General features: G+C 68.2%; 12 protein-coding genes and 6 pseudogenes. 9 read left to right on the top strand and 9 right to left on the bottom strand.

What is annotated here, in order from left to right; translation table 11 throughout:
* Positions 1-156: 156 nt before the first annotated feature.
* The 5 genes and pseudogenes from HB370_RS37665 to HB370_RS37645 all read right to left on the bottom strand — a co-directional run.
* Positions 157-452, bottom strand: a pseudogene (locus HB370_RS37665) (ATP-binding cassette domain-containing protein); the annotation flags it as partial.
* 68 nt (positions 453-520) lie between these two features.
* A complete protein-coding gene (locus HB370_RS37660) occupies positions 521-940 on the bottom strand; it encodes a DoxX family membrane protein (protein WP_244405800.1) in 420 nt (139 codons plus the stop codon).
* 230 nt (positions 941-1,170) lie between these two features.
* On the bottom strand, positions 1,171-1,821 hold the full coding sequence (locus tag HB370_RS37655) for a lytic polysaccharide monooxygenase auxiliary activity family 9 protein (protein WP_030795219.1): 651 nt from the start codon (positions 1,819-1,821) through the stop codon (positions 1,171-1,173).
* A 92-nt stretch (positions 1,822-1,913) separates the two neighbouring features.
* A complete protein-coding gene (locus HB370_RS37650) occupies positions 1,914-2,354 on the bottom strand; it encodes a DoxX family protein (protein WP_030795222.1) in 441 nt (146 codons plus the stop codon).
* Between the two features lie 193 nt (positions 2,355-2,547).
* Positions 2,548-4,773: a glycoside hydrolase family 66 protein gene (locus HB370_RS37645; protein WP_078637872.1), complete on the bottom strand. Its 2,226-nt coding sequence runs from the start codon at positions 4,771-4,773 to the stop codon at positions 2,548-2,550.
* Positions 4,774-5,426: 653 nt separating this feature from the next.
* On the opposite strand from HB370_RS37645, the gene HB370_RS37640 reads away from it, so the two are divergent.
* The 6 genes from HB370_RS37640 to HB370_RS37615 all read left to right on the top strand — a co-directional run bounded on the left by HB370_RS37640 (position 5,427) and on the right by HB370_RS37615 (position 12,344).
* Positions 5,427-5,966 carry a hypothetical protein gene (locus tag HB370_RS37640; protein WP_030795228.1) on the top strand — a complete coding sequence of 180 codons (540 nt, stop codon included), beginning with the start codon at positions 5,427-5,429 and terminating at the stop codon, positions 5,964-5,966.
* A gap of 32 nt (positions 5,967-5,998) precedes the next feature.
* Positions 5,999-7,180, top strand: a complete 1,182-nt coding sequence (locus tag HB370_RS37635; RefSeq protein WP_030795230.1) for an ROK family transcriptional regulator — start codon at positions 5,999-6,001, stop codon at positions 7,178-7,180.
* A 94-nt stretch (positions 7,181-7,274) separates the two neighbouring features.
* The gene (locus HB370_RS37630; RefSeq protein ID WP_030795232.1) at positions 7,275-9,011 is read left to right on the top strand and encodes an alpha-glucosidase; all 1,737 of its coding nucleotides are present in this window, start codon (positions 7,275-7,277) and stop codon (positions 9,009-9,011) included.
* 44 nt (positions 9,012-9,055) lie between these two features.
* Positions 9,056-10,372 carry an extracellular solute-binding protein gene (locus HB370_RS37625; protein WP_106980834.1) on the top strand — a complete coding sequence of 439 codons (1,317 nt, stop codon included), beginning with the start codon at positions 9,056-9,058 and terminating at the stop codon, positions 10,370-10,372.
* A 158-nt stretch (positions 10,373-10,530) separates the two neighbouring features.
* On the top strand, positions 10,531-11,424 hold the full coding sequence (locus HB370_RS37620; protein ID WP_037703510.1) for a sugar ABC transporter permease: 894 nt from the start codon (positions 10,531-10,533) through the stop codon (positions 11,422-11,424).
* A 2-nt stretch (positions 11,425-11,426) separates the two neighbouring features.
* Positions 11,427-12,344 carry a carbohydrate ABC transporter permease gene (locus tag HB370_RS37615; RefSeq protein ID WP_244405798.1) on the top strand — a complete coding sequence of 306 codons (918 nt, stop codon included), beginning with the start codon at positions 11,427-11,429 and terminating at the stop codon, positions 12,342-12,344.
* 107 nt (positions 12,345-12,451) lie between these two features.
* Here the strand turns inward: HB370_RS37615 and HB370_RS41455 are convergent.
* Together HB370_RS41455 and HB370_RS37610 are read right to left on the bottom strand one after the other, a co-directional pair.
* A pseudogene (locus HB370_RS41455) lies at positions 12,452-12,568 on the bottom strand (IS5/IS1182 family transposase); the annotation flags it as partial.
* Positions 12,569-12,646: 78 nt separating this feature from the next.
* Positions 12,647-13,036 (bottom strand): annotated as a pseudogene (locus tag HB370_RS37610) (IS5 family transposase); the annotation flags it as partial.
* 439 nt (positions 13,037-13,475) lie between these two features.
* Between HB370_RS37610 and HB370_RS37605 the strand changes: the two are divergent.
* A pseudogene (locus HB370_RS37605) lies at positions 13,476-14,686 on the top strand (IS110 family transposase); the annotation flags it as partial.
* 36 nt (positions 14,687-14,722) lie between these two features.
* Here the strand turns inward: HB370_RS37605 and HB370_RS37600 are convergent.
* A pseudogene (locus HB370_RS37600) lies at positions 14,723-15,105 on the bottom strand (IS5 family transposase); the annotation flags it as partial.
* Positions 15,106-16,425: 1,320 nt separating this feature from the next.
* Between HB370_RS37600 and HB370_RS37595 the strand changes: the two are divergent.
* Together HB370_RS37595 and HB370_RS37590 are read left to right on the top strand one after the other, a co-directional pair.
* Entirely contained in the window at positions 16,426-16,713 is a 288-nt protein-coding gene (locus HB370_RS37595; protein ID WP_030794440.1) for a hypothetical protein, read from the top strand.
* Positions 16,710-17,106: pseudogene (locus HB370_RS37590) on the top strand (DNA-binding protein). Before HB370_RS37595 ends, HB370_RS37590 begins: the two are co-directional and overlap by 4 nt.
* Before the next feature lie 222 nt (positions 17,107-17,328).
* Here the strand turns inward: HB370_RS37590 and HB370_RS37585 are convergent.
* A complete protein-coding gene (locus HB370_RS37585; RefSeq protein WP_030794443.1) occupies positions 17,329-18,528 on the bottom strand; it encodes an MFS transporter in 1,200 nt (399 codons plus the stop codon).
* Between the last annotated feature and the right edge of the window lie 68 nt (positions 18,529-18,596).

Below are 18,596 nucleotides of genomic sequence, written 5' to 3'. Positions count from 1 at the left end.
CCGTCGGCCCCGCACCGCCGCAGAGGAAACGACACGGCTGTGAGACAGCACTCTCTCGCCAAGCCGTGAGACAGCCAGAGAACACCAGGTCACGGCATCGGTAGATGAGGCGGTCGGCGACGGACTGGGCGGTGTGCTCTTCCTCTTCGCCGCGTGCGGTGAGGGGAAGCCGATGTTGGCGGCGGCGGTCATGGTGGGGTAGAGGGCGAAGTTCTGGAAGACCATGGCCACGTTGCGTTCGCTGGCGGGCAGATCGTTGGCGGGCTGCTGGTCGAGAAGCAGTTCGCCGCTGGTGATGTCCTCAAGGCCGGCGATCAAGCGGAGCAGAGTGGATTTTCCGCATCCTGAGGGGCCTAGGAGGACGAGGGAATCGCCGGGGGCAGGTGCAGGGAGACGTCGTGGACGGCCCCGTGGCCACCGGGGTAGGTCTTGCCGAGTCGGTTCAGGGTGATGGTGCTGCCCAGGGGGTTGGTCTCCTGAGGTGCGGTGAGAGTGGGGCGAGGCTGCAGCCGGGCGTTGGTCAGCGGGTGAGTTCGTCGGCTGTGACGGCCAGGCAGGCGGCGATCAGGACGAGGTTCTTCAGGACGTACTGGCCGTCGAGGGTGGGGATGCCGTGATGCCACATGGCGTCGGGGAGCAGGGCCAGGGAGGAAAGCACTCCGCTCATGTGGGCGTAGAACGCGGCGAGGGCGTGGCGTAAGAGGATCCCCGTAATCAGGGCGAGGCCGATCAGGGTCTCGGCCGTGCCCAGCAGCGGCAGAGATACCTGGGCGGGCACCAGGCTGCCGGTCAGCTTGGTCATGGTCTGGAGGGCGATGTGCTCGGCCGGGCTGGTGGCGGGGAAGAGTTTGAGGATGCCGAACCAGCAGTAGATGACGCCCACGCTGACACGCAGGATGACCAGGCTGCCAGGCCGGTAGCGCTCGGCTGCCCGGTGCACCGCGGCCGAGTACCGGTGGCAGTGCGGGGGCAGCGCCGAAGGGCGTTGATGGCGCTGGGGTTGGTGACGGACGCGGGTGGGCAGTGTGCCTCGGTGGGCCATCCGGCGCCTCCAGACCGGTACCGCAGCGGTGGCTGCGGGTGAAGTGTGGGGAGGCCCCGCGAGGAGCGCTTTGCACGGTGTCCTCGCGGGGCTGGCGTGGGGGTGTTGCGAGGTGCGGGGCGGCTGGGTCAGCCGAAGTCGACGTCGCTGCACAGGAAGTACTTCTGGTCCATGTGCGATGCCTTCCAGACAGTCACCACGACGTGGCGTCCGCTGTATCCGGTGGTGCTGACATCGGTGGTGTAGTGCGCCTGGTAGGGGTAGCGGCCGGTCTTCTTGACCTGGTCGAGGTTGTTCCAGCCGATGAGCTGGGTGGTCGGGTCGAAGCCCTGCTTGGTGACGTAGATCTCCAGCCAGTCGGCGCCGTGCCGGGCCTCGTCGTAGAGGTCGACGGTGAAGTCGGAGCCGATGCTGGTGGTGATCCACGGTCCGGGGCGGTCGAGCGCTCCGTAGTTGGTCTCGCCCTGGCCGCCGGCGCTGCAGATCTGGCCGTTGGGGATGACCTGCTGGTAGTTGTCGCCGGTGTTGTTGGCGTAGACGGCCTTCCACGCGGTGATCGCGTTGGGGTTTTCGTGGTAGGTGCGGTAGCACATGGGATCCTGGGCCTCGTTGGGCTCGCTGGAGCCCCAGCGCTGCAGGCAGCCGTAGTTGCGGGTCTGGGGGGCGATGACCGTGCCGTGGGCGGAGGCGGTCGGTGCCTGGGCCATCAGGCCCAGCAGGGTGGTGGCCAGTGCGGCGGCGCCCAGCGCGGTGCGGCGGGACGCGGTCGTGTGATTCATGGTCGGTTGTCCTCCGTTGTTTCGGGAAGGGTGCCGGTCGGCGGTGCCGGCCGGTGAGAGCCTTGCGCGTGCTCGGGAGGGTGCTGTTCAGGTCAGCTGTCGGGCCGGCTCACCTCCTCTCGCCTCGGGGCGACCGCCGTCGTGGGGCGGATGAGCGTGTTCGCCGACCAGGTGCCGGGGCCGAGGGCGGCGATGAGCAGGAAGGCCCAGCAGAACAGGGCGGCGAGCTCGCCGCCGTTCTGGATGGGGAACAGGGCGTGGGGCTGGTGCTGGACGAAGTAGGCGTAGGCCATGGATCCGGAGCAGATGACCGCCGCCGGGCGGGTGCCGGCACCGAGGGCGACCAGGAGCCCTCCGGCCAGTTGGATGATGGCGGCCCACCATCCCGGCCACTGGCCTACGGCCGGTGCCGGTCCGTGGGGGCCGCCGAGGACGCCGAACAGGGTGGCCGCGCCATGGCAGGCGAACAGGAAGCCCACCACGGTCCGGTAGAGCGCGAGTACGACGGGAGCACTGATCGCTTCGAGGTTCACAGGAGGTGTCCTTCCGCGAAGTGAGCGTCCTGCTGCGGCACTGGTACCGGCACCGCGGTCGGAGGCCCCTGGGGAGGCCGGCACCCCCGCACCCTCAAGCGGGGATGCCGGCCGATCGGGACCGTACGGGGCTCAGGGCCCGTACGGGTTTGCGGCTGCGCCTTGGGCGCGGGGCGCGGCCGGCGTGGTTGGTTCAGCTGGTCAGAGACCACTTCTGACTGTTCCACCCGCCGCAGTCCCACAGGTGGAGCCGGGCTCCGTCCGCTGTGCTCTGGTTCTCGATGTCGAGGCAGCGTCCGGACTTGAGGTTCTTCAGGGTGCCGTTGGACTGGAAGGCCCACTTCTGGCTGTCGTAGCCGCCGCAGTCCCACAGGTGGGTCTTGGTGCCGTTGGCGGTGTTGCCGCCCTCGACGTCCAGGCACTTGCCCAGCACGCGCAGCTCGGTGCCGTTGAGGGTCCACTTCTGCCGGTCGGTGCCGGCGCAGGTGGCGAGCTGGGCGGGGGTGCCGTTGGCGTTGGCGCCGTCCTTGGCCTCGGCGCACTTGCCGTTCGCGTTGACGAGCTGCTTGCCGGTACCGGATCCGTTGCCCGGGTCGGTGCCGCCGCCGTCGCCGGGGTCGTCGGTGTTGGCGGTGTGGTCGAAGTAGACGAAGTCCCAGTTCTTCAGTTCGGGGACGGTGAACTTCAGGTAGGTGCCGGAGGAGTCGCTGCCGGTGGTGAAGGGGAGGTTGGCAGAACGGCCGCCGTCGCGGTCGGGGCTGCCGACGCGGAGGGCTGCCGGGGCCTGCTGTCCGTCGCGCAGGTAGTACTTGACGGAGACGTTGGTCTTCGTGGGCGGAGTGGCGGTGCCGGCGTCGCGCCACTTGCCGTCGTTGCCGAGCAGGTTGATCAGGTGCAGCACGTCGGTGTCGCCGTTGCGCATGGCGTTGGTCCACACGGTGTTACCGGAGCCGTCGGTGGAGGTGTTCACCCCGTCGATGGCGGTCTTGTTCGAAGCGGTGTGCAGGTCGGGGCCGTAGAAGAGGTTCTCGTAGCCGGTGATGACGTCGTAGTACGTCTTCTCCCATGCCTTGAGCTCGGCGGACATGCTCTTGTCCTTGTTGAGGAAGTACTCGGTGTTGAGCATGTGGTCGTTGGGGCCGAGTTCGAGGTGGCCGGCGCCGTTGGCGGCGAACATGGCGTTGGCCAGTTGCACCGAGGTGGTGTCGAAGACGGAGTTGTTGTTCGGGGTGCTGGAGTCGGGGGTGTTGGGGCGGTTCATGTAGGCGGGGGTGATGTGCGGCTTGCCGCCGGATGCCTGGCGCTGGCGCTCCAGGTAGTCCTTGACCGAGGAGTTGGTCTCGTAGTTCGACCACAACTCGGTGTAGAGGTAGTCGGCGTTGGACCTGGCCAGTTCGGCGTCGCCGTAACCGTCGACGGCGTTGAAGCCGACCACGTTGTGCCCCCCGGGCAGAGCCTGCTTGGTCTTGTTGGTCAGCTGGGCGAAGCCGTTGGGCCGGTTGACCTTGTTGCCGGCCTTGTCGTACTTCTCCGACCAGTAGCCGATCTGGTCCAAGTGAGCGCCGTCGAAGCCCATGGAGTTCACCGAGTCCTTGTACTGGCCGACGATGTAGTTCTGCCAGTCCGGGTTCTCGGGGTTCATCAGGTGCAGGATCTGGTTGGGCAGCATCGGGTAGTACCACTCGTCCGTGCCGCCGGGGCTGTTGAACAGCCGCCAGTCCGGGTTGACCTGGGAGGTGTCGTAGTCGTTGAGGGCCGCGTACGACATCTGGTACGGCATGGCGGCCATGCCGCGGCTGTGCTCGGCGTCGATGTAGTTGCGGATGGTGGTGGAGCTGAGGGTATCGCCGTTCCACGCCGTCCAGGTGCCGGCGACGCCGGACCCGTCGTGCTTGACGGGCTTCTCGTGCTTCCACAGCCAGTCGTAGTACTGCAGCGCGTTGATGTGGTAGCGCTGGGAGAGCTCGGCGATGTCGCCCTTGGCGTCGTCGACGGAGATGTTCGTGCCGTAGTAGGCCAGGAACCCGAACCTGGGGAAGCGGGTCCAGGTGGAAGAGACGTCGATCGCCGTCTGGGTGCGACTGGAGCCGGCCTGGATCTCGACCAGGTAGCCCTGAAAGTCCGTGGACGGCGGCGTCACCTTCCACACGGCCCGTCCACTGCCGTCGGCCTGCACGGTGCCGCTCTTCACGACGTCCCCGAGGTGGGTGAGCGTGAAGGTCACCGGACCGCTGCCGTCGACCTGCGCGGTCACCGTGGCCTCCTGGCCCGGCGAGTAACGGGACGCGTCGGTCCAGGCGTCGCTGACGCCGACGGCCGAGGCCGGGGAGGCCGGCGCAAACGCCAGCCCTGATGCGGCCAGCACCAGGCCGGCAGCCAGTCCCGTACGACGGACTCTGCAGTGTCGTGCTCCTGTCATATCTCCTCGCTTGGGGGAAGGGCGGCGACCGCGCGCACCCCAGCCGCCGGAACGTCCGCATGAGCGGGCGCCCGGGGGGAGCCGTGAGGGTAGGTGCACCGGCAGCGAGCCGCGGGTCTCGGCGGCAGCCGCTAGGCAGGGCCGGGCGCAGCGACGCGCATGCGGATGCCGCAGACGCACTGCACCCCTGGCACAGAAGGGGCGACCACGCCGCGGTGTGCTGCGGTGCGGTCGACGGTTAACGTCCCGCTATTTCTTCCCCATGTCAACGAAATGAACAAGATTCGTCGCTCCAGTTCGCCCGCCGTGGCCATCCACTCCCCAGACAGAGCCGGACAGGCAGGGGGGAAGGCGTTCATCACGGTTCGATAACGCGCCTTTTTCTTTCTTGACGCATGAAAACATTCAGGGACACACTCCCGTCATCCGCAGGCAACCGGTCGAGCCGCACCGGCCCTGCCGAACACTCCGGGGGACACGCATGACGCTCTCCAGACGGATCCTCTCCGGCGCCGGCGCCGGTGCGGGCCTGGTCTCCTCGGCGGCCGCTCCCCACGCCGCCGCGGCAGAGGCCGCTCCCGCCGGTCTGGCGGGTGCGCCTGGCACCGCAGCCTCCCGTAGCAGGTCGCTGTTGCCGATAGCGAGCCGTAACAGTGTTCACCCGCTCCGGGGCCGGCCCGCTGTACTGGAACATCTACGGGTGGCCCTTCCCCCACATCGCCGCGATCCCGGAGGACGAGTGGAAGGCCGACATCGACTGGCTGGCCCGCGACCTCGCGCCGCACGGTTACACGATGGCCTGCACCGACGGCTGGATCGAGGACTCCTCCCGCACCACTGAGCACGGCTACGTCATCAGCTACACGCTCTCCGGACATCAGGCGACGGGCTACGCCCGCATGGCCGGCGAGGACCAGTCGGTCACCTTCTCCGTGGAAGCCCCCCGCGCCGACACCTACCGCCTCGACCTGCGCTACCACGCCTCCCAGGCGGCGCCCCTCACCCCGGGCGTCGAGCGGCCCGACCGCACGGTGGTCACTCCGCCCCGGCCCCTCGCCTTCGGGCCCACCTCCAACCGATGGTCGACGCCGAGCGGCCGCATCCGGCTTGACCGGGGCAAGAACCTCCTTGTCTTGATGCGCACGGCCGACGACAGCGGTTCGATAGCGCTGAACTACGTCGGCATCGGCTGACGCGCCGTCACACACGTTTGGAGACACCAGAGATGAGCCCCTCACCGGTCCGGTTCTCGGATCTCGTCAGCGAACAGTCCCGCGCGGAGATCTTCGCCACCGTGCTAACCTCCGGTCCGCTGTCGCGCACCCAGCTCGCCCAGCGACTGGGCCTGGTGCCCTCCAGCGTCACGCGCATGCTCCCCCCGCTGCTGGAGCACGGCTACCTGCACGAGAGCGACGCCGCCCCGAACGGGCGGGGCCGGCCGCAGAAGATGCTGCACGTCAACCCCGACAAGCACATCGTGGTCGGCATCAAGATCGGCCCCGCGCAGGTGTCTGGTGTGGTCACCGACATGGCCGCCAACGTCCTCGCCCGCCTCGAAGAACCCATCGCCGACCGCACCCCCGAGACGGTCCTGTCCGCCGCCGCAGCCCTGACGCTGCGCCTCCTGGAACAGGCGCCCGAGGCCGCGGACCGGGTGCTGGGCCTGGGTGTCGGCGTCAGCGGTCACGTCGACTCCGCCGCCGGCGTGTGCCGGTACTCGGCCCTGCTGGGCTGGAACAAGGTCGACGTGGCCGGTCCGCTGCGCGAGGCCACCGGGCTGCCGGTGGTGGTGAACAACGACGTCAACACCCTCGTGGTGGCGGAGCGCTGGTTCGGACAGGGCCGGGACGTCGACTCGTTCGCCGTCGTCACCGTCGGACCCGGCATCGGCTGCGGCCTCCTCCTCGACGGTGCCCTCTTCTCCGGCGCGAGCGGCCTGGCCGGAGAACTCGGCCACCTGCCCCTGGACCCCGTCGGCCCGATGTGCAGCTGCGGCCGCCGCGGCTGCCTCGAAGCACTCGCCGGCGACCGGGCCGTACTGCGCCACCTCCAGGACGCCGGGGTGCCCTGCGCCACCATCGACAAGGCCATGGACATCGCCCGCTCGGGAAGCGGCTCGGCACAGACCGTCGCCCGCTCCGCCTTCGCCGAGGCGGGCACCGCACTGGGCCGCGGACTGGCCGGCATGTGCAACCTGCTCAACCTTCAGAAGATCATCCTCGCCGGGGAAGGCGCCGTCGCCCACGACCTGTTCGGACCGGCCATGAACCAGGCCCTTCAGGCCCACGCCTTCTCCACCGCCGCCCACGACTGCGACATCCACGTCGACCCCGTCACCCACGACCTGTGGGCGCGAGGCGCCGCCTGCCTCGTCATCCGCGAGGCCGTCGGCGCCGCGATCTCCTGACCGACAGGACCACCCCGGCAACCGGTCACCCCGCCCCCGGACACCCCGGCATACCGTCCCGGCAAGCACCCAGCATCAACGATGAGGATTTGACGTGCCCGAAAACGCGCCCAGCCCTGCCGACGCCTGGTGGAGCAACGCGGTGGTCTACCAGATCTACCCGCGCAGCTTCGCCGACTCCGACGCGGACGGCATCGGCGACCTGCAGGGCATCACCGAACGCCTCGACTACCTCTCCGAACTCGGCGTCGACGTGCTGTGGCTCTCCCCGGTCTACCCCTCCCCGCACGACGACAACGGCTACGACATCAGCGACTACCAGGACATCGACCCCCTCTTCGGCACCCTCGCCGACTTCGACCGCCTCCTGGCCTCCGTCCACGAACGCGGCATGAAGCTCGTCATGGACCTGGTCGTCAACCACACCAGCGACGAACACCCTTGGTTCACCGCCTCCCGCGGCGGCGGCCCGGGCGGTCCGAAGCGCGACTGGTACATCTGGCGCCCGCCCCGGGAGGGCATACAGCCCGGAACGGCGGGAGCAGAACCGAACAACTGGGAGTCGTGGTTCTCCGGTCCCGCATGGACCTTCGACGAAGCGTCCGGCGAGTACTACCTGCACACCTTCTCCCGCAAGCAGCCCGACCTGAACTGGGACAATCCCGACGTCCGGCAGGCCGTGTACGCGATGATGCGCTGGTGGCTGGAGCGCGGAGTCGACGGCTTCCGCATGGACGTCATCAACCTGATCTCCAAGGACCCGGCGCTGCCCGACGGTATCGTCCCCGAAGGCGCCCGCTACGGACTCGGCCACCCGTACTACGTGTGCGGGCCCCGCATCCATGACTACCTCGCCGAGATGCACCGCGAGGTCTTCGTCGGCCATCCGCGCCGCCTGCTCACGGTCGGCGAAATGCCCGGCGTCACCGTCGAGCAGGCCAAGCTCTTCACCGACCCCGCCCGCCGCGAACTCGACATGGTCTTCCAGTTCGAGCACGTCGGCCTCGACCAGGGCCCGGGTGGCAAGTTCGACGTCCGCCCCCTGAAGCTGACCGATCTCAAGGCCAGCCTCGGTCGCTGGCAGACGGGCCTGGGCGAGACTGGCTGGAACAGCCTGTACTGGAACAACCACGACCAGCCCCGTGTGGTCTCCCGCTTCGGCGACGACTCGCCGTTCTACCGCTACCGGTCCGCGAAAATGCTGGCCACCGTCCTGCACCTGCACCGCGGCACCCCGTACGTCTACCAGGGCGAAGAACTCGCCATGGCCAACGCGCCGTTCACGTCGATCGACGACTTCCGCGACATCGAGTCCCTCAACCACTACCGCGACCAGCTCGCCGTCGGCGCCGACGAACAGCAGATCCTCGACGGCCTGCGGCACCGCAGCCGGGACAACGCCCGCACCCCCATGCAGTGGGACGCCACCGAGCACGGCGGGTTCACCGCCGGCCGCCCGTGGATCGCGGTCAACCCCGACCACACCGAGGTCAACGCCAAGGCACAGCTGGCCGATCCCGACTCCGTCTTCCACTACTACCGCCGCTTGATCGCCCTGCGGCACACCGAGCCCGCCCTCACCCACGGCGACTTCCACATGCTCCACCCCGAGCACGAACAGCTCTACGCCTTCACCCGCCACGATGCGGGCACGGGCACCGAACTGCTCGTCCTGGCCAACTTCGGCGCCGACGACCTCACCATCGACCTGCCCGACGGCTGGGAAGGCACCGAGACGCTCATCGCGAACGTGCCCGCCACCTCACCTCTCACGAGCCCGCACACCCTGCAGCCGTGGGAAGCGCGCGTCCACCGCCGCCGCACCGTCTGACACGCCCGCTCCAACGCACCGACGCACACGCGAGGAAAACAGCCATGAACAACCCGCGCACCCGCTTCCCCCTGCGCAGAAAGCCGCTGCTGCTGACCGTCTCGGCGCTGGCCCTGCTGGCCCCGCTGACCGCCTGTGGCGGCTCCGACTCCGCCGCCGGCGACGGCAAGACCCTGCGGCTGTGGCACTACGAGGACAAGGACGGCGCCCTGGGCAAGGCGTGGGCCGCGGCCGTCACCGAGTTCAAGAAGAGCCACCCGGAGGTGAAGGTCGTCTTCGAGCAGAAGACGTTCGACCAGATCCAGCAGAACGCCGGCATGATCCTGAACTCCGACAAGGCGCCCGACGTCATGGAGTACAACAAGGGCAACGCCACCACCGGCCTGCTCGCCAAGCAGGGCCTGCTCACCGACCTCACCCCGATCGTCAAGGCCCACGGCTGGGACAAGAAGATCAGCGACAGCGCCTCCGTCACCGCCCGCTACGACAAGAACGGCGAGATGGGCGGCGACACGTGGTACGGCGTGCCCAACTACGGCGAGTTCGTCCTCGCCTACTACAACGACGACCTGTTCAAGAAGTACCACGTCGCCAAGCCCACCGACTTCAACAGCTTCGAAGCCGCGCTGGCCAAGTTCAAGGCCGCCGGCGTCACCCCGCTCGCCAACGCCGGCAACGACCACCCCGCCATGCACTGGCTCTACCTGCTCGCCCTCTCCAGGGCCGACCACAAGTGGGTCGACGACTACCAGCGCTACCAGGGCAAGGTGGACTTCCACGGCCCCGAGATGACCTACGCCGCCAACAAGTTCAAGGAGTGGGTCGACAACGGCTACTTCGACCAGAAGGACGTCGGCCTCAAGGGCACCGACATGACCGAGCAGTTCGTCTCCCAGAAGCGGCCCATCATGGTCGGCGGCAACTGGTGGTTCGGCGGCCTGACCACCGACATCAAGGACTTCCAGTGGTCCACCGCCCCCTACCCGGGCAGCAAGATCACCCTCGGCGCCGGCGGCAACAACTGGGTCATCCCCACCAAGGCGAAGAACAAGAAGCTCGCCGAGGACTTCATCGACATCACCATGTCACCCAAGATCCAGAAGCTCATCGGTGAAGAGGGCAACATCCCCCTCGCCGCCAAGCCCGACGAGATCACCAACCCCAGGTCCCGGCAGCTCATCAACGCCTTCGACCAGGACCAGGCAAACGGCGGCCTGGCCTTCTACCCCGACTGGCCCGTCGCCGGCTACTTCGACACCTGGCTGGCCGCCACCCAGAACCTCATGAACGGCGGCAAGCCCGACGCCATCCTCGACCAGCTCGCCGCGCCCTACGAGAAGTACACCGCATCCCGGCACTGAGACCGCCCGGCCACAGGATTCCCCATCCACGGCCGAGCCCGTCACGGCAACGGCAGCCCAGCCCCGCCCACGGCCGGACTGCCGACCGGGACACCGCGTCGCCCCGGGGACGGCACCCCGGCCCACCGGGCCGCCGTCCCGCCCACCTAGGAGCAACAGTGAAAAGCAAACGTCACCCGCGGTCCACGGGATACGCCCTCTTCCTCGCACCGGGCCTACTGCTGAGCCTGCTCTTCCTCGTCGTCCCGCTGGTGATGACCTTCTACTACAGCCTCACCACCTGGCAGGGCATCGGCGACCCCACCTTCACCGGCCTCGACAACTACACTCGCCTCTTCCAGGACGCCGACTTCTGGGCCTCCTTCCGCAACATCGCCTTCGTCATCATCGGCATCGCCGTCGTACCGACCCTGCTCGGCCTGTTCCTGGCCTCCCTGCTCTTCGACTACATCGGCAAGAACCACGGCGACAAAATCGTCGGCGTCTTCCGCTCCGGCCTCTACCTCCCCCAGGTCATCCCCGTCGCCGTTACCGGCTTGATGTGGGGGTGGATCCTCGCCCCCGAAGGCGCCCTCAACAGCCTCCTGGCCAAGATCGGCCTCGGTTCCCTGGCCGAGAACTGGCTCGGCGACCCCGACCTCGCCCTGTGGGTCGTGCTCGGCGTCCTGGTCTGGATGCAGCTCGGCTACCCCCTGGTGCTCTTCCTGTCCGGCCTGCAGCGCATCGACCCCGAACTCTACGAAGCCGCCTCCCTCGACGGAGCCACCTGGTGGCAGCGCTTCACCCGCATCACCGTGCCCATCCTGCGGCCCGAGGTCTACGTCGTCCTCGTCACCACCACCATCGCCGGCCTGAAGGTCTTCGCCCAAGTCTTCGTCCTCACCGGCGGCGGCCCCGGAAACTCCACCCTCGTCCCCGCCTATTTCGCCTACCAGAACTTCTTCGAACGCGCCGACGTCGGCTACGGATCCGCGATCTCCAGCACCATCACCCTGCTCGTGCTGATCATCGCCGGGACGATGCTCACCCGCCAGGCCCGCGAGGACGGATGACCATGACCACCGACACCACCACCATGCCCCGCCCGGTAAAGACGGCACCTGCCGGCCACGCCGCACCCAGGCGCGGCAAGCGCCGGGCAGCAGGCAAGCGCCGCAGCGCGGGCTCCTACGCCGTCGTGGCCGCGGTCACCGTCTTCGTCCTGGCCTTCCTCGCCCCGTTCGCGATCATCCTGCTCAACTCCTTCAAGACCAGCGCCGACTACCGTTCCCACGGTTCACTGTCCTGGCCCGAACACTGGAACTGGGACATCATCAGCGATGTCTGGCAGCGCGTCGACTTCACCCAGAAACTGATCAACAGCATCGAGATCAGCCTCGGCGTGGTCCTCATCGCCGTCGTCGTCGCCCTCTTCAATGCCTACGCCATCGGCATCGGCCGCATCCGCTGGCGCACCGCCTTCCTCGTCTTCTTCCTCGGCGTCAACGTCCTGCCGCAGGAGGGCCTGGTCTACCCCGTCTACTACCTGTTCAAGGAGATGGGCCTGTACGACGGAAAGCTCGGCTACACCATCCTCGTCGGCGTCACCTACAGCGCATTCGGCACCTACCTGCTCTCCTCCGTCTTCGCCGGCTTCCCCAAGGAACTTATCGAAGCCGCCTCCCTCGACGGTGCCGGACGCTGGACCATCCTCTGGCGCATCATCCTGCCCATGAGCTGGCCCACCCTGTCGGTGATGTGCGTCTTCTTCTTCGTCTGGAGCTGGAACGAGTTCCTCTACCCCCTCGTCCTGCTGATCTCCAACGACAACCAGACCGTCCCCCTCGGCCTGTCCGTCATGCAGGGCCAGTACACCAGCGACCCCACCGCCATGAGCGCCGCCGCCCTCCTCGGCGTCATCCCCATGGTCGTCTTCTTCCTACTCTTCCAGCGCTCCCTCACCCGCGGCGTCACCGCAGGAGCAGTCAAGTAGCCCCAAAGGGGCCCACCGCGACCCCGGTTCCGGCACGCACCAGCCCCGCTGCCGGATCCGGGGTTCACCTCGCAAGCGGCACGTTGCCCACGTTGAGGTAAGGGATTGCGTTCGTAGCGGGGATTGGGTCTGCGGTAGCCGGACAGCCACGGCATGGTCCTTTCGATCACCCATCTGCGGCGGCCCAGCCGTTCGCTGAACTCGATGCCTTTGCGGGCGATCCGGACTCCGATGCGCTTGCCGCATGCCACATCTGCCATCGGCCGAACCACCCCACCCGCCGACTGGATCTTCCCCGGCTACTAGGACTGGGCGGTCTTGTCATACCGGGTGACGATGCCCCGCCACTGCTTCAAGCGGTTGAAGCACCGTTCCACAACGTTGCGGTGCTTGTAGACCTCACGGTCGGAGGCCGGCGGGCGGCCTCCTCGGCTGCCTCGCCGGGCCCGGTTGCGGGCCTGGTCGGCCCGCTCGGGAATCGTGTGCGGGATACCGCGGCGCCGCAGCCAGGTGCGGATCGCCTGCGAGCTGTAACCCTTGTCGCCCAAGACGTGATCGGGCCGGGTGCGGGGTCGTCCCGGGCCGAGGCGGGGCACCCGGATCGCTTCCATCACGGCGGTGAACCGGGTGCAGTCGTTGGTGTTGCCGCCCGTTAGGACGAAAGCGAGCGGACGGCCTCTGCCGTGGCAGGCCGGGGGGATCTAATAGCTCAGCAGTGAGCCCGAGCACGGAAGCGCAAGGGCCCGCTGTGTGAGGTGGAAGCCTGCCCCCGTTCCGGGACTGTGATCCCTCGGGTCAGACCGGCTCCTCCTCACCGTGCCGCCGGGTGGAGGCCCAAGGTGGATCCGGGGACGCGATCCCTTCAGCAAGACCGCGCCCCGCCCGGTGGCACCGCACCCAGCCAGGTTTTCATGTCCCCAGCCCGCCGGCAGGGGCCGACCTCTCAGAAGTTCGCGAGCCCAGAGCTCTCCAGCAGACCGAGGTCCCTGCCGGTCGCTGGAGACACGAACGGCTCATGAGATGGCGTGCCCCGAGCACTTCTATTAGAGCGCCGCGTGCTCCGCACGGAGCCAACCAGCACACTCACAACGCGCAAACAGGAGAACGAGGTTCAGCAAGGTCTTCTGCGGCATCGACTGGGCTGAGAACCACCACGACATCGCGCTGGTCGACCAGGACGGCACCCAACTGGCCAAGCTGAGGATCAGCGACGACAGCGCCGGCTTCAATGCCCTGCTGGAGCTGCTGGCCCGCCACGGCGACAGTCCTGAGGAGCCCATACCCGTGGCAATCGAGACCCGCGCGGCCTGCTGGTGGCCAGTCTGCGGGCCACCGGGTGGAAGATCTACGCGATCAACCCACTGGCCGCCGCACGCTACCGCGACCGCAGCAGCATCGCCCGGGCCAAGTCAGATGCCGCTGACGCCCGCGCCCTGGCCAACATCCTCCGCACCAACATGGCCGCCCACCGGCCACTGCCCGCCGACAGCGAACTCGTCCAGGCCGTCGCCGTCCTGGCCCGAGCCCATCAGGACGCGATCTGGGACAAGACCCAGATGGTCAACAGACTCCGCTCTCACCTGCGCGAGTACTACCCAGCCGCCCTCCAGGCGTTCCACGGTTCCGGCACACTGGGCCTCGACTCCAAGCACGCCCGCGCGGTCCTGGCCGCGGCACCCACCCCGGCGGCAGCGGCCCGGCTCACCCGTAGCCAGCTGCGTGCTCTGCTCAACCGTGCCGGCCGGCTGCGGCGTGGGGCCGAGCCCGAGGTGGAACGGCTCCGGGAGATCTTCCGCAGGGGCTGCCTGCACCAGCTGCCGATGGTCGAGCAGGCCATGGGCAAGCAGGCCCAGGCCCTCATCCAGCAGCTCGACGCAACCTGCCGGAGCGTCGACGACCTTGCGACGGCCACCGAGGAAGCGTTCCTCGCCCACCCGGACTCGGAGATCATCATCAGCTTCCCCGGGCTGTCGGTAACGTCCGGGGCCCGTGTCCTCGCCGAGGTCGGCGACGACCGGGAGCGGTTCGCCGACGCCCGGGCCTTGAAGGCATACGCAGGCGCCGCCCCGGTGACCCGCGCCTCAGGTCGCAGCCGCGTCGTGGTCGCCAGAACGGTCAAGAACCAGCGGCGGGCCTCCGCCGGCTACATGTGGGCCTTCGACGCTCTGCGCTCACACGAGCCTCGCGAGCACTACGACGCTCGACGCTCCACCGGTGAACGACACACCGCCGCCTTGCGAAACCTGTGCAACAAGCTCCTCGGCTGCCTCTACCACTGCCTGCAGAACCGCACGCCCTACGAGCCCGAGCGGGCCTTCACCGCACCTGTCGCACTCGCCGCCTGCCCACCGAAGTTGACCTCCAACGACATGAGATGTCTTGCTGGTCAGACTGCCTCGCGACCGTCCGAGTGCCCGACGCCCCCTTTTCGGGCTCCGGCGGCGTGGTGGTGGGCCCGCACGATCGTGGAGTCGACCGACACCAGCCAGTCGATGTCCCCGGCCGCGTCCGCCTTGGCCTGCACTGCCCGCAGCATCCGCTCGAACGTTCCGTCCTTGGCCCACCGGCGGAAACGAGTGTGCAGCGTGGCCCACGGTCCGTACCGCTCAGGCACGTCCCGCCAGGCCACTCCGGTACGGAACTTCCATACGATCCCGTTGAGGACCGTCCGGTCGTCCAACCGCTTCCGGCCCCGCAACGAGACTGGCAGCAGCGGCCGAACGAACTCCCACTCGGCATCGGACAGTTCATGACGACGCATCACACGACCATGATCCACCAGCCAAGATCATTTGACGACAGGGCCTAGACGGTGCTCGTCGGCCGGGACCTGGGAGACGACGTTGCGATCCTCGGCCGCCCCGGAGGGCGACCGCCACCGTAGGGGCCCGGCTCCACCTTCCGCAGGTAGGCAGGTTGCGATCCTCGGTCGTCCCGGAGGGCGACCGCCAGGTTCGCGTGCTCGCCGTGCAGGTACGCAGGGTCGATGTTGAGATCCTCGGCCGCCCCGGAGGGCGACCGCCACCTCCACCCAGCGCACGCCCCGCCCCGTCAGCACGGCGTTGCGAGCCTCGGCTGCCCCGGAGGGCGACCGCCACATCTCGCCGGTGCGGTTCATGTGCTCCAGCGTGCCGTTGCAATCCTCGGCCATCCCGGAGGGCGACCGCCAACTGGACGTCGTGTACCCGGATGCGGTGGTCCCGGAGTGGTTGCGATCCTCGGCCGTCCCGGAGCGCGACCGCCACCCTGCGGGAGGATGCCCGGCTCCGGATCGCTGTGCTCGTTGCGATCCTCGGTCGTCCCGGAGGGCGACCGCCAGGCTGCGTGAGCAGTGGAAACAGCCTACCGCTCGCTCCTCTATGGGTGCGCATCGGGTAACAGAGTTACTGAATACGGACATACAGCCTAGGTGCGATTCGCGTGTCGCGTGTGCGCTTCCGGTTCCGAAGCAGACGTGAGGGAGGAACACACATCCAACCGTCGGCCGTATCGCGGCCATCATGCTTCGTCAAAGTACGCGATCGCCATAGGGAGGCCGATGTCGAGGCGCTGGCGACTCACTTCGCCCGGGACCGCGTCCCGACAACGGCCCTGCTGGCTCGGGGGCTGCGGTCCGGACGGTGGTGGCTGGGTGAGCAGCTCGATGCCCCCGACAGCCCGCCACACCTACGAAACCAGGAGACCGCCTGAACAGCAGCGCGATACACCTGATGCCCCATCAGAAAGAGCGTCAAATGAGCGTCAAGATACCTCGCAGAGCGTCATTCGAGCGTCAAGATATCGCCCGTAAAGCCCATAGCGCACATCATGCGCACCCACCGAAACCGCAGGTCAGCAGCTCTTACCGACAGGCTCCAGAATCGCCACGCACTCCACATGATGCGTCATCGCAAACATGTAGAGCCAAAACACGTTAAGGAAACGCGCAGTTCAGCGGCTCGCGAGACGCAAAACGGACTCAAGATCAATGTGCGTTACGTGCACAACGGGCGCTACGCGCGCCCCCTGACGCACGCCCGATGGGCATCCCGGCTCCCCGTCGCCAAGAGTCTCGCCATATAGCATTCGACATGCCGTACGCATGGCCGACGGCGACGCCCCCGACTTCCCGCCCGGCGACGGCCCCACCAGCGGCATCTCCGTCTCCCTGACCGCCGGCACCTTGCAGGCGATCCGTGAGCGGGTCGGTAAGCGGGGCGTTTCCGCGTACCTGGAGAAGGCCGCGCAGTGGCGGATCGAGCGGGACAACCTCTACGAGTTGATCGCCGACTTCGACAGGACCCACGGCCCCGCCGATCCCGAAGCCGTGGCCGCCAAGCGCGCCGAGCTCATCAGTGGAACCTCCTCCGACGCCGGGGCGGCCGCGTGAGCGGCGCGCTCGTCCTGGACAGCGAGGGTCTGGCCAAGGCCGTCAAACGCGACCACGAAGTCCACGAGTGGCTAACCGCCGCCCGCGACGCCGACCTACCAGTGATCACCTCGGCTGCTGCGCTCGTCGAGGTGATCCACCCCCGGATCGACAACGCCGCACTGAAGTGGACGCTGTCCCGACTGCGGCTCGAGCCCATCACCCAGGCCCTGACCCAGTCCGCCCACCCTGCTGCGCACGGCCGGGCTCCACGGCCACAAGTACGCCATCGACGCGATGCTCTGCGCCACCGCTCTCGCCCAGCCGGGACGGGTCACGATCCTGACGTCCGACGTTGAGTACATCACCCTGCTCACTGCCGACCATCCGCGCGTGATTGCCGAGAAGGTCTGAACCGCACTGGGCGCTCAAAAAGAAGCCCCGCCGACAACAGACTCGGAGCAGGTGGCCAGGCCACCGGTGGGTCTTGGCCAGGCTGCTGCACCGGGTACGGACCGGGGTACGGTCGCGTGCCCGAATGGTTCCGCCATGGAAAGGCGATCTGTCAACGTCAGCGGCTGTCGTGAACCGACGGCGCCCGAGCATCGGTCTTCCCGCGATGCGGGGGTCAGGTCGTCAGGGCGTGCTCCGGCCCATTGTGCGGACGTCCCGGAAGAAGAGGGGCAAGGCCGTTGCGGTGAGCAGCGCGGTCAGGGCCGCCAGAAGGAACGTCCGACTGCCGAGGGTGCTCACCACCACCGGTGCCACCGCGACGCCGAGGGGCATGAGCGCGTAACCGCTCAGCGTGTCGAGGGAGAGCACACGGCCCAGAGTCTCGTTCGGTACGTTCCGCTGCAGGGTGCTGATCCAGACGACCCCGCCAAAGGCGTACCCGGCCCCGGTGGCGAAGGCCGCCAAACCGATCAGCGGCACGGGCGCGGCGTAGGCCAGGCAGGCGAGCTGGAGCCCTGCCGCCGCGTTCGCGCAGATGACGGCGGTGCCCGCGTTCCGTGGTGTCCATCGCGCGGCCAGGATGCCGCCGGCCAGCGCTCCGGACGCCTGGAGGGCGATGAGAGGTCCGTAGGAGGCGAAGTGGCCTCCTTTTCGCAGCAGGTCGGGGAGGAGGAACAGGAGCGGGCCGATCACGACGAGGGCGTGTACCGACCCCAGGGCCATCATGGCAAGTGCCCAGGGCCTGGCTCTCACCTCACCGAATCCGGCGCGCGCTTCCTGCCACGCATTGCGCGACGGCGGCCGTACGGGGCGCGGGTCCTTCGTGCCGATGAGCGTGAGAATGCTGACCAGGAAGGTGGCCACGTTGAAGAGCAGGACGCTGTCCGCGCCGTGGGTCGCCAGGAGAATCCCGCCCGCAGCCGGCCCGATGACGGCGGAGAACTGGAGGGCGGCCGACCGGAGAGCGTTCGCCGCGGGAATCGCCTCCGGAGGCACGAGCGACGGTACGAGGGCCCCGAAGGCGGGCCTGAAAAGGGCGGCGCCGGCGCCCATCATCGCGGCCAGTGTCATCAGCAGCCACAGAGGGAGATCCGAGGGCGCGATGAGGAATCCGAGGACGGCCGTGAGCCTGAGGGTGTCGGAAACGGCCATGACGCGCGCCCGGGACGATCGGTCGACCCACACACCGGCGAACAAGGTCACCACGGCGAGTGCGACGCCCTCCGAGGCCAGGGCGGAACCAAGGTCAGCTGCTCGACGCTCGTTCAGGATGATCCCGACCATCGCGACGGCGAAGGCGCTGTCGCCGACGGAGCTGGCGAGCTGACTCAGCCACAGGCGACGGAACCGCGCGTACCGCAAGGGCTGAAAGAACGCAGGCATGGGTCCACTTCCGACTTCTCCGCTTCTCCTTCTCGGCTTCTCCGTGGCTCGCGCGGAGCGATGGCGGG

It is taken from the genome of Streptomyces sp. DSM 40868, assembly GCF_011820545.1.
Taxonomy (GTDB): domain Bacteria; phylum Actinomycetota; class Actinomycetes; order Streptomycetales; family Streptomycetaceae; genus Streptomyces; species Streptomyces eurythermus.
Note: the sequence above shows the minus strand (reverse complement) of the source record. Positions and strands in the feature narration are given on the sequence as shown.

What these genes read in the sequence shown, in the direction of transcription:
- HB370_RS37655 (WP_030795219.1), bottom strand. Translation starts at nt 1,821, where the DNA reads ATGAATCACACGACCGCGTCCCGCCGCACCGCGCTGGGCGCCGCCGCA.
- HB370_RS37645 (WP_078637872.1), bottom strand. Translation starts at nt 4,773, where the DNA reads ATGACAGGAGCACGACACTGCAGAGTCCGTCGTACGGGACTGGCTGCC.
- HB370_RS37635 (WP_030795230.1), top strand. Translation starts at nt 5,999, where the DNA reads ATGAGCCCCTCACCGGTCCGGTTCTCGGATCTCGTCAGCGAACAGTCC.
- HB370_RS37625 (WP_106980834.1), top strand. Translation starts at nt 9,056, where the DNA reads ATGAACAACCCGCGCACCCGCTTCCCCCTGCGCAGAAAGCCGCTGCTG.
- HB370_RS37615 (WP_244405798.1), top strand. Translation starts at nt 11,427, where the DNA reads ATGACCACCGACACCACCACCATGCCCCGCCCGGTAAAGACGGCACCT.
- HB370_RS37595 (WP_030794440.1), top strand. Translation starts at nt 16,426, where the DNA reads ATGGCCGACGGCGACGCCCCCGACTTCCCGCCCGGCGACGGCCCCACC.
- HB370_RS37585 (WP_030794443.1), bottom strand. Translation starts at nt 18,528, where the DNA reads ATGCCTGCGTTCTTTCAGCCCTTGCGGTACGCGCGGTTCCGTCGCCTG.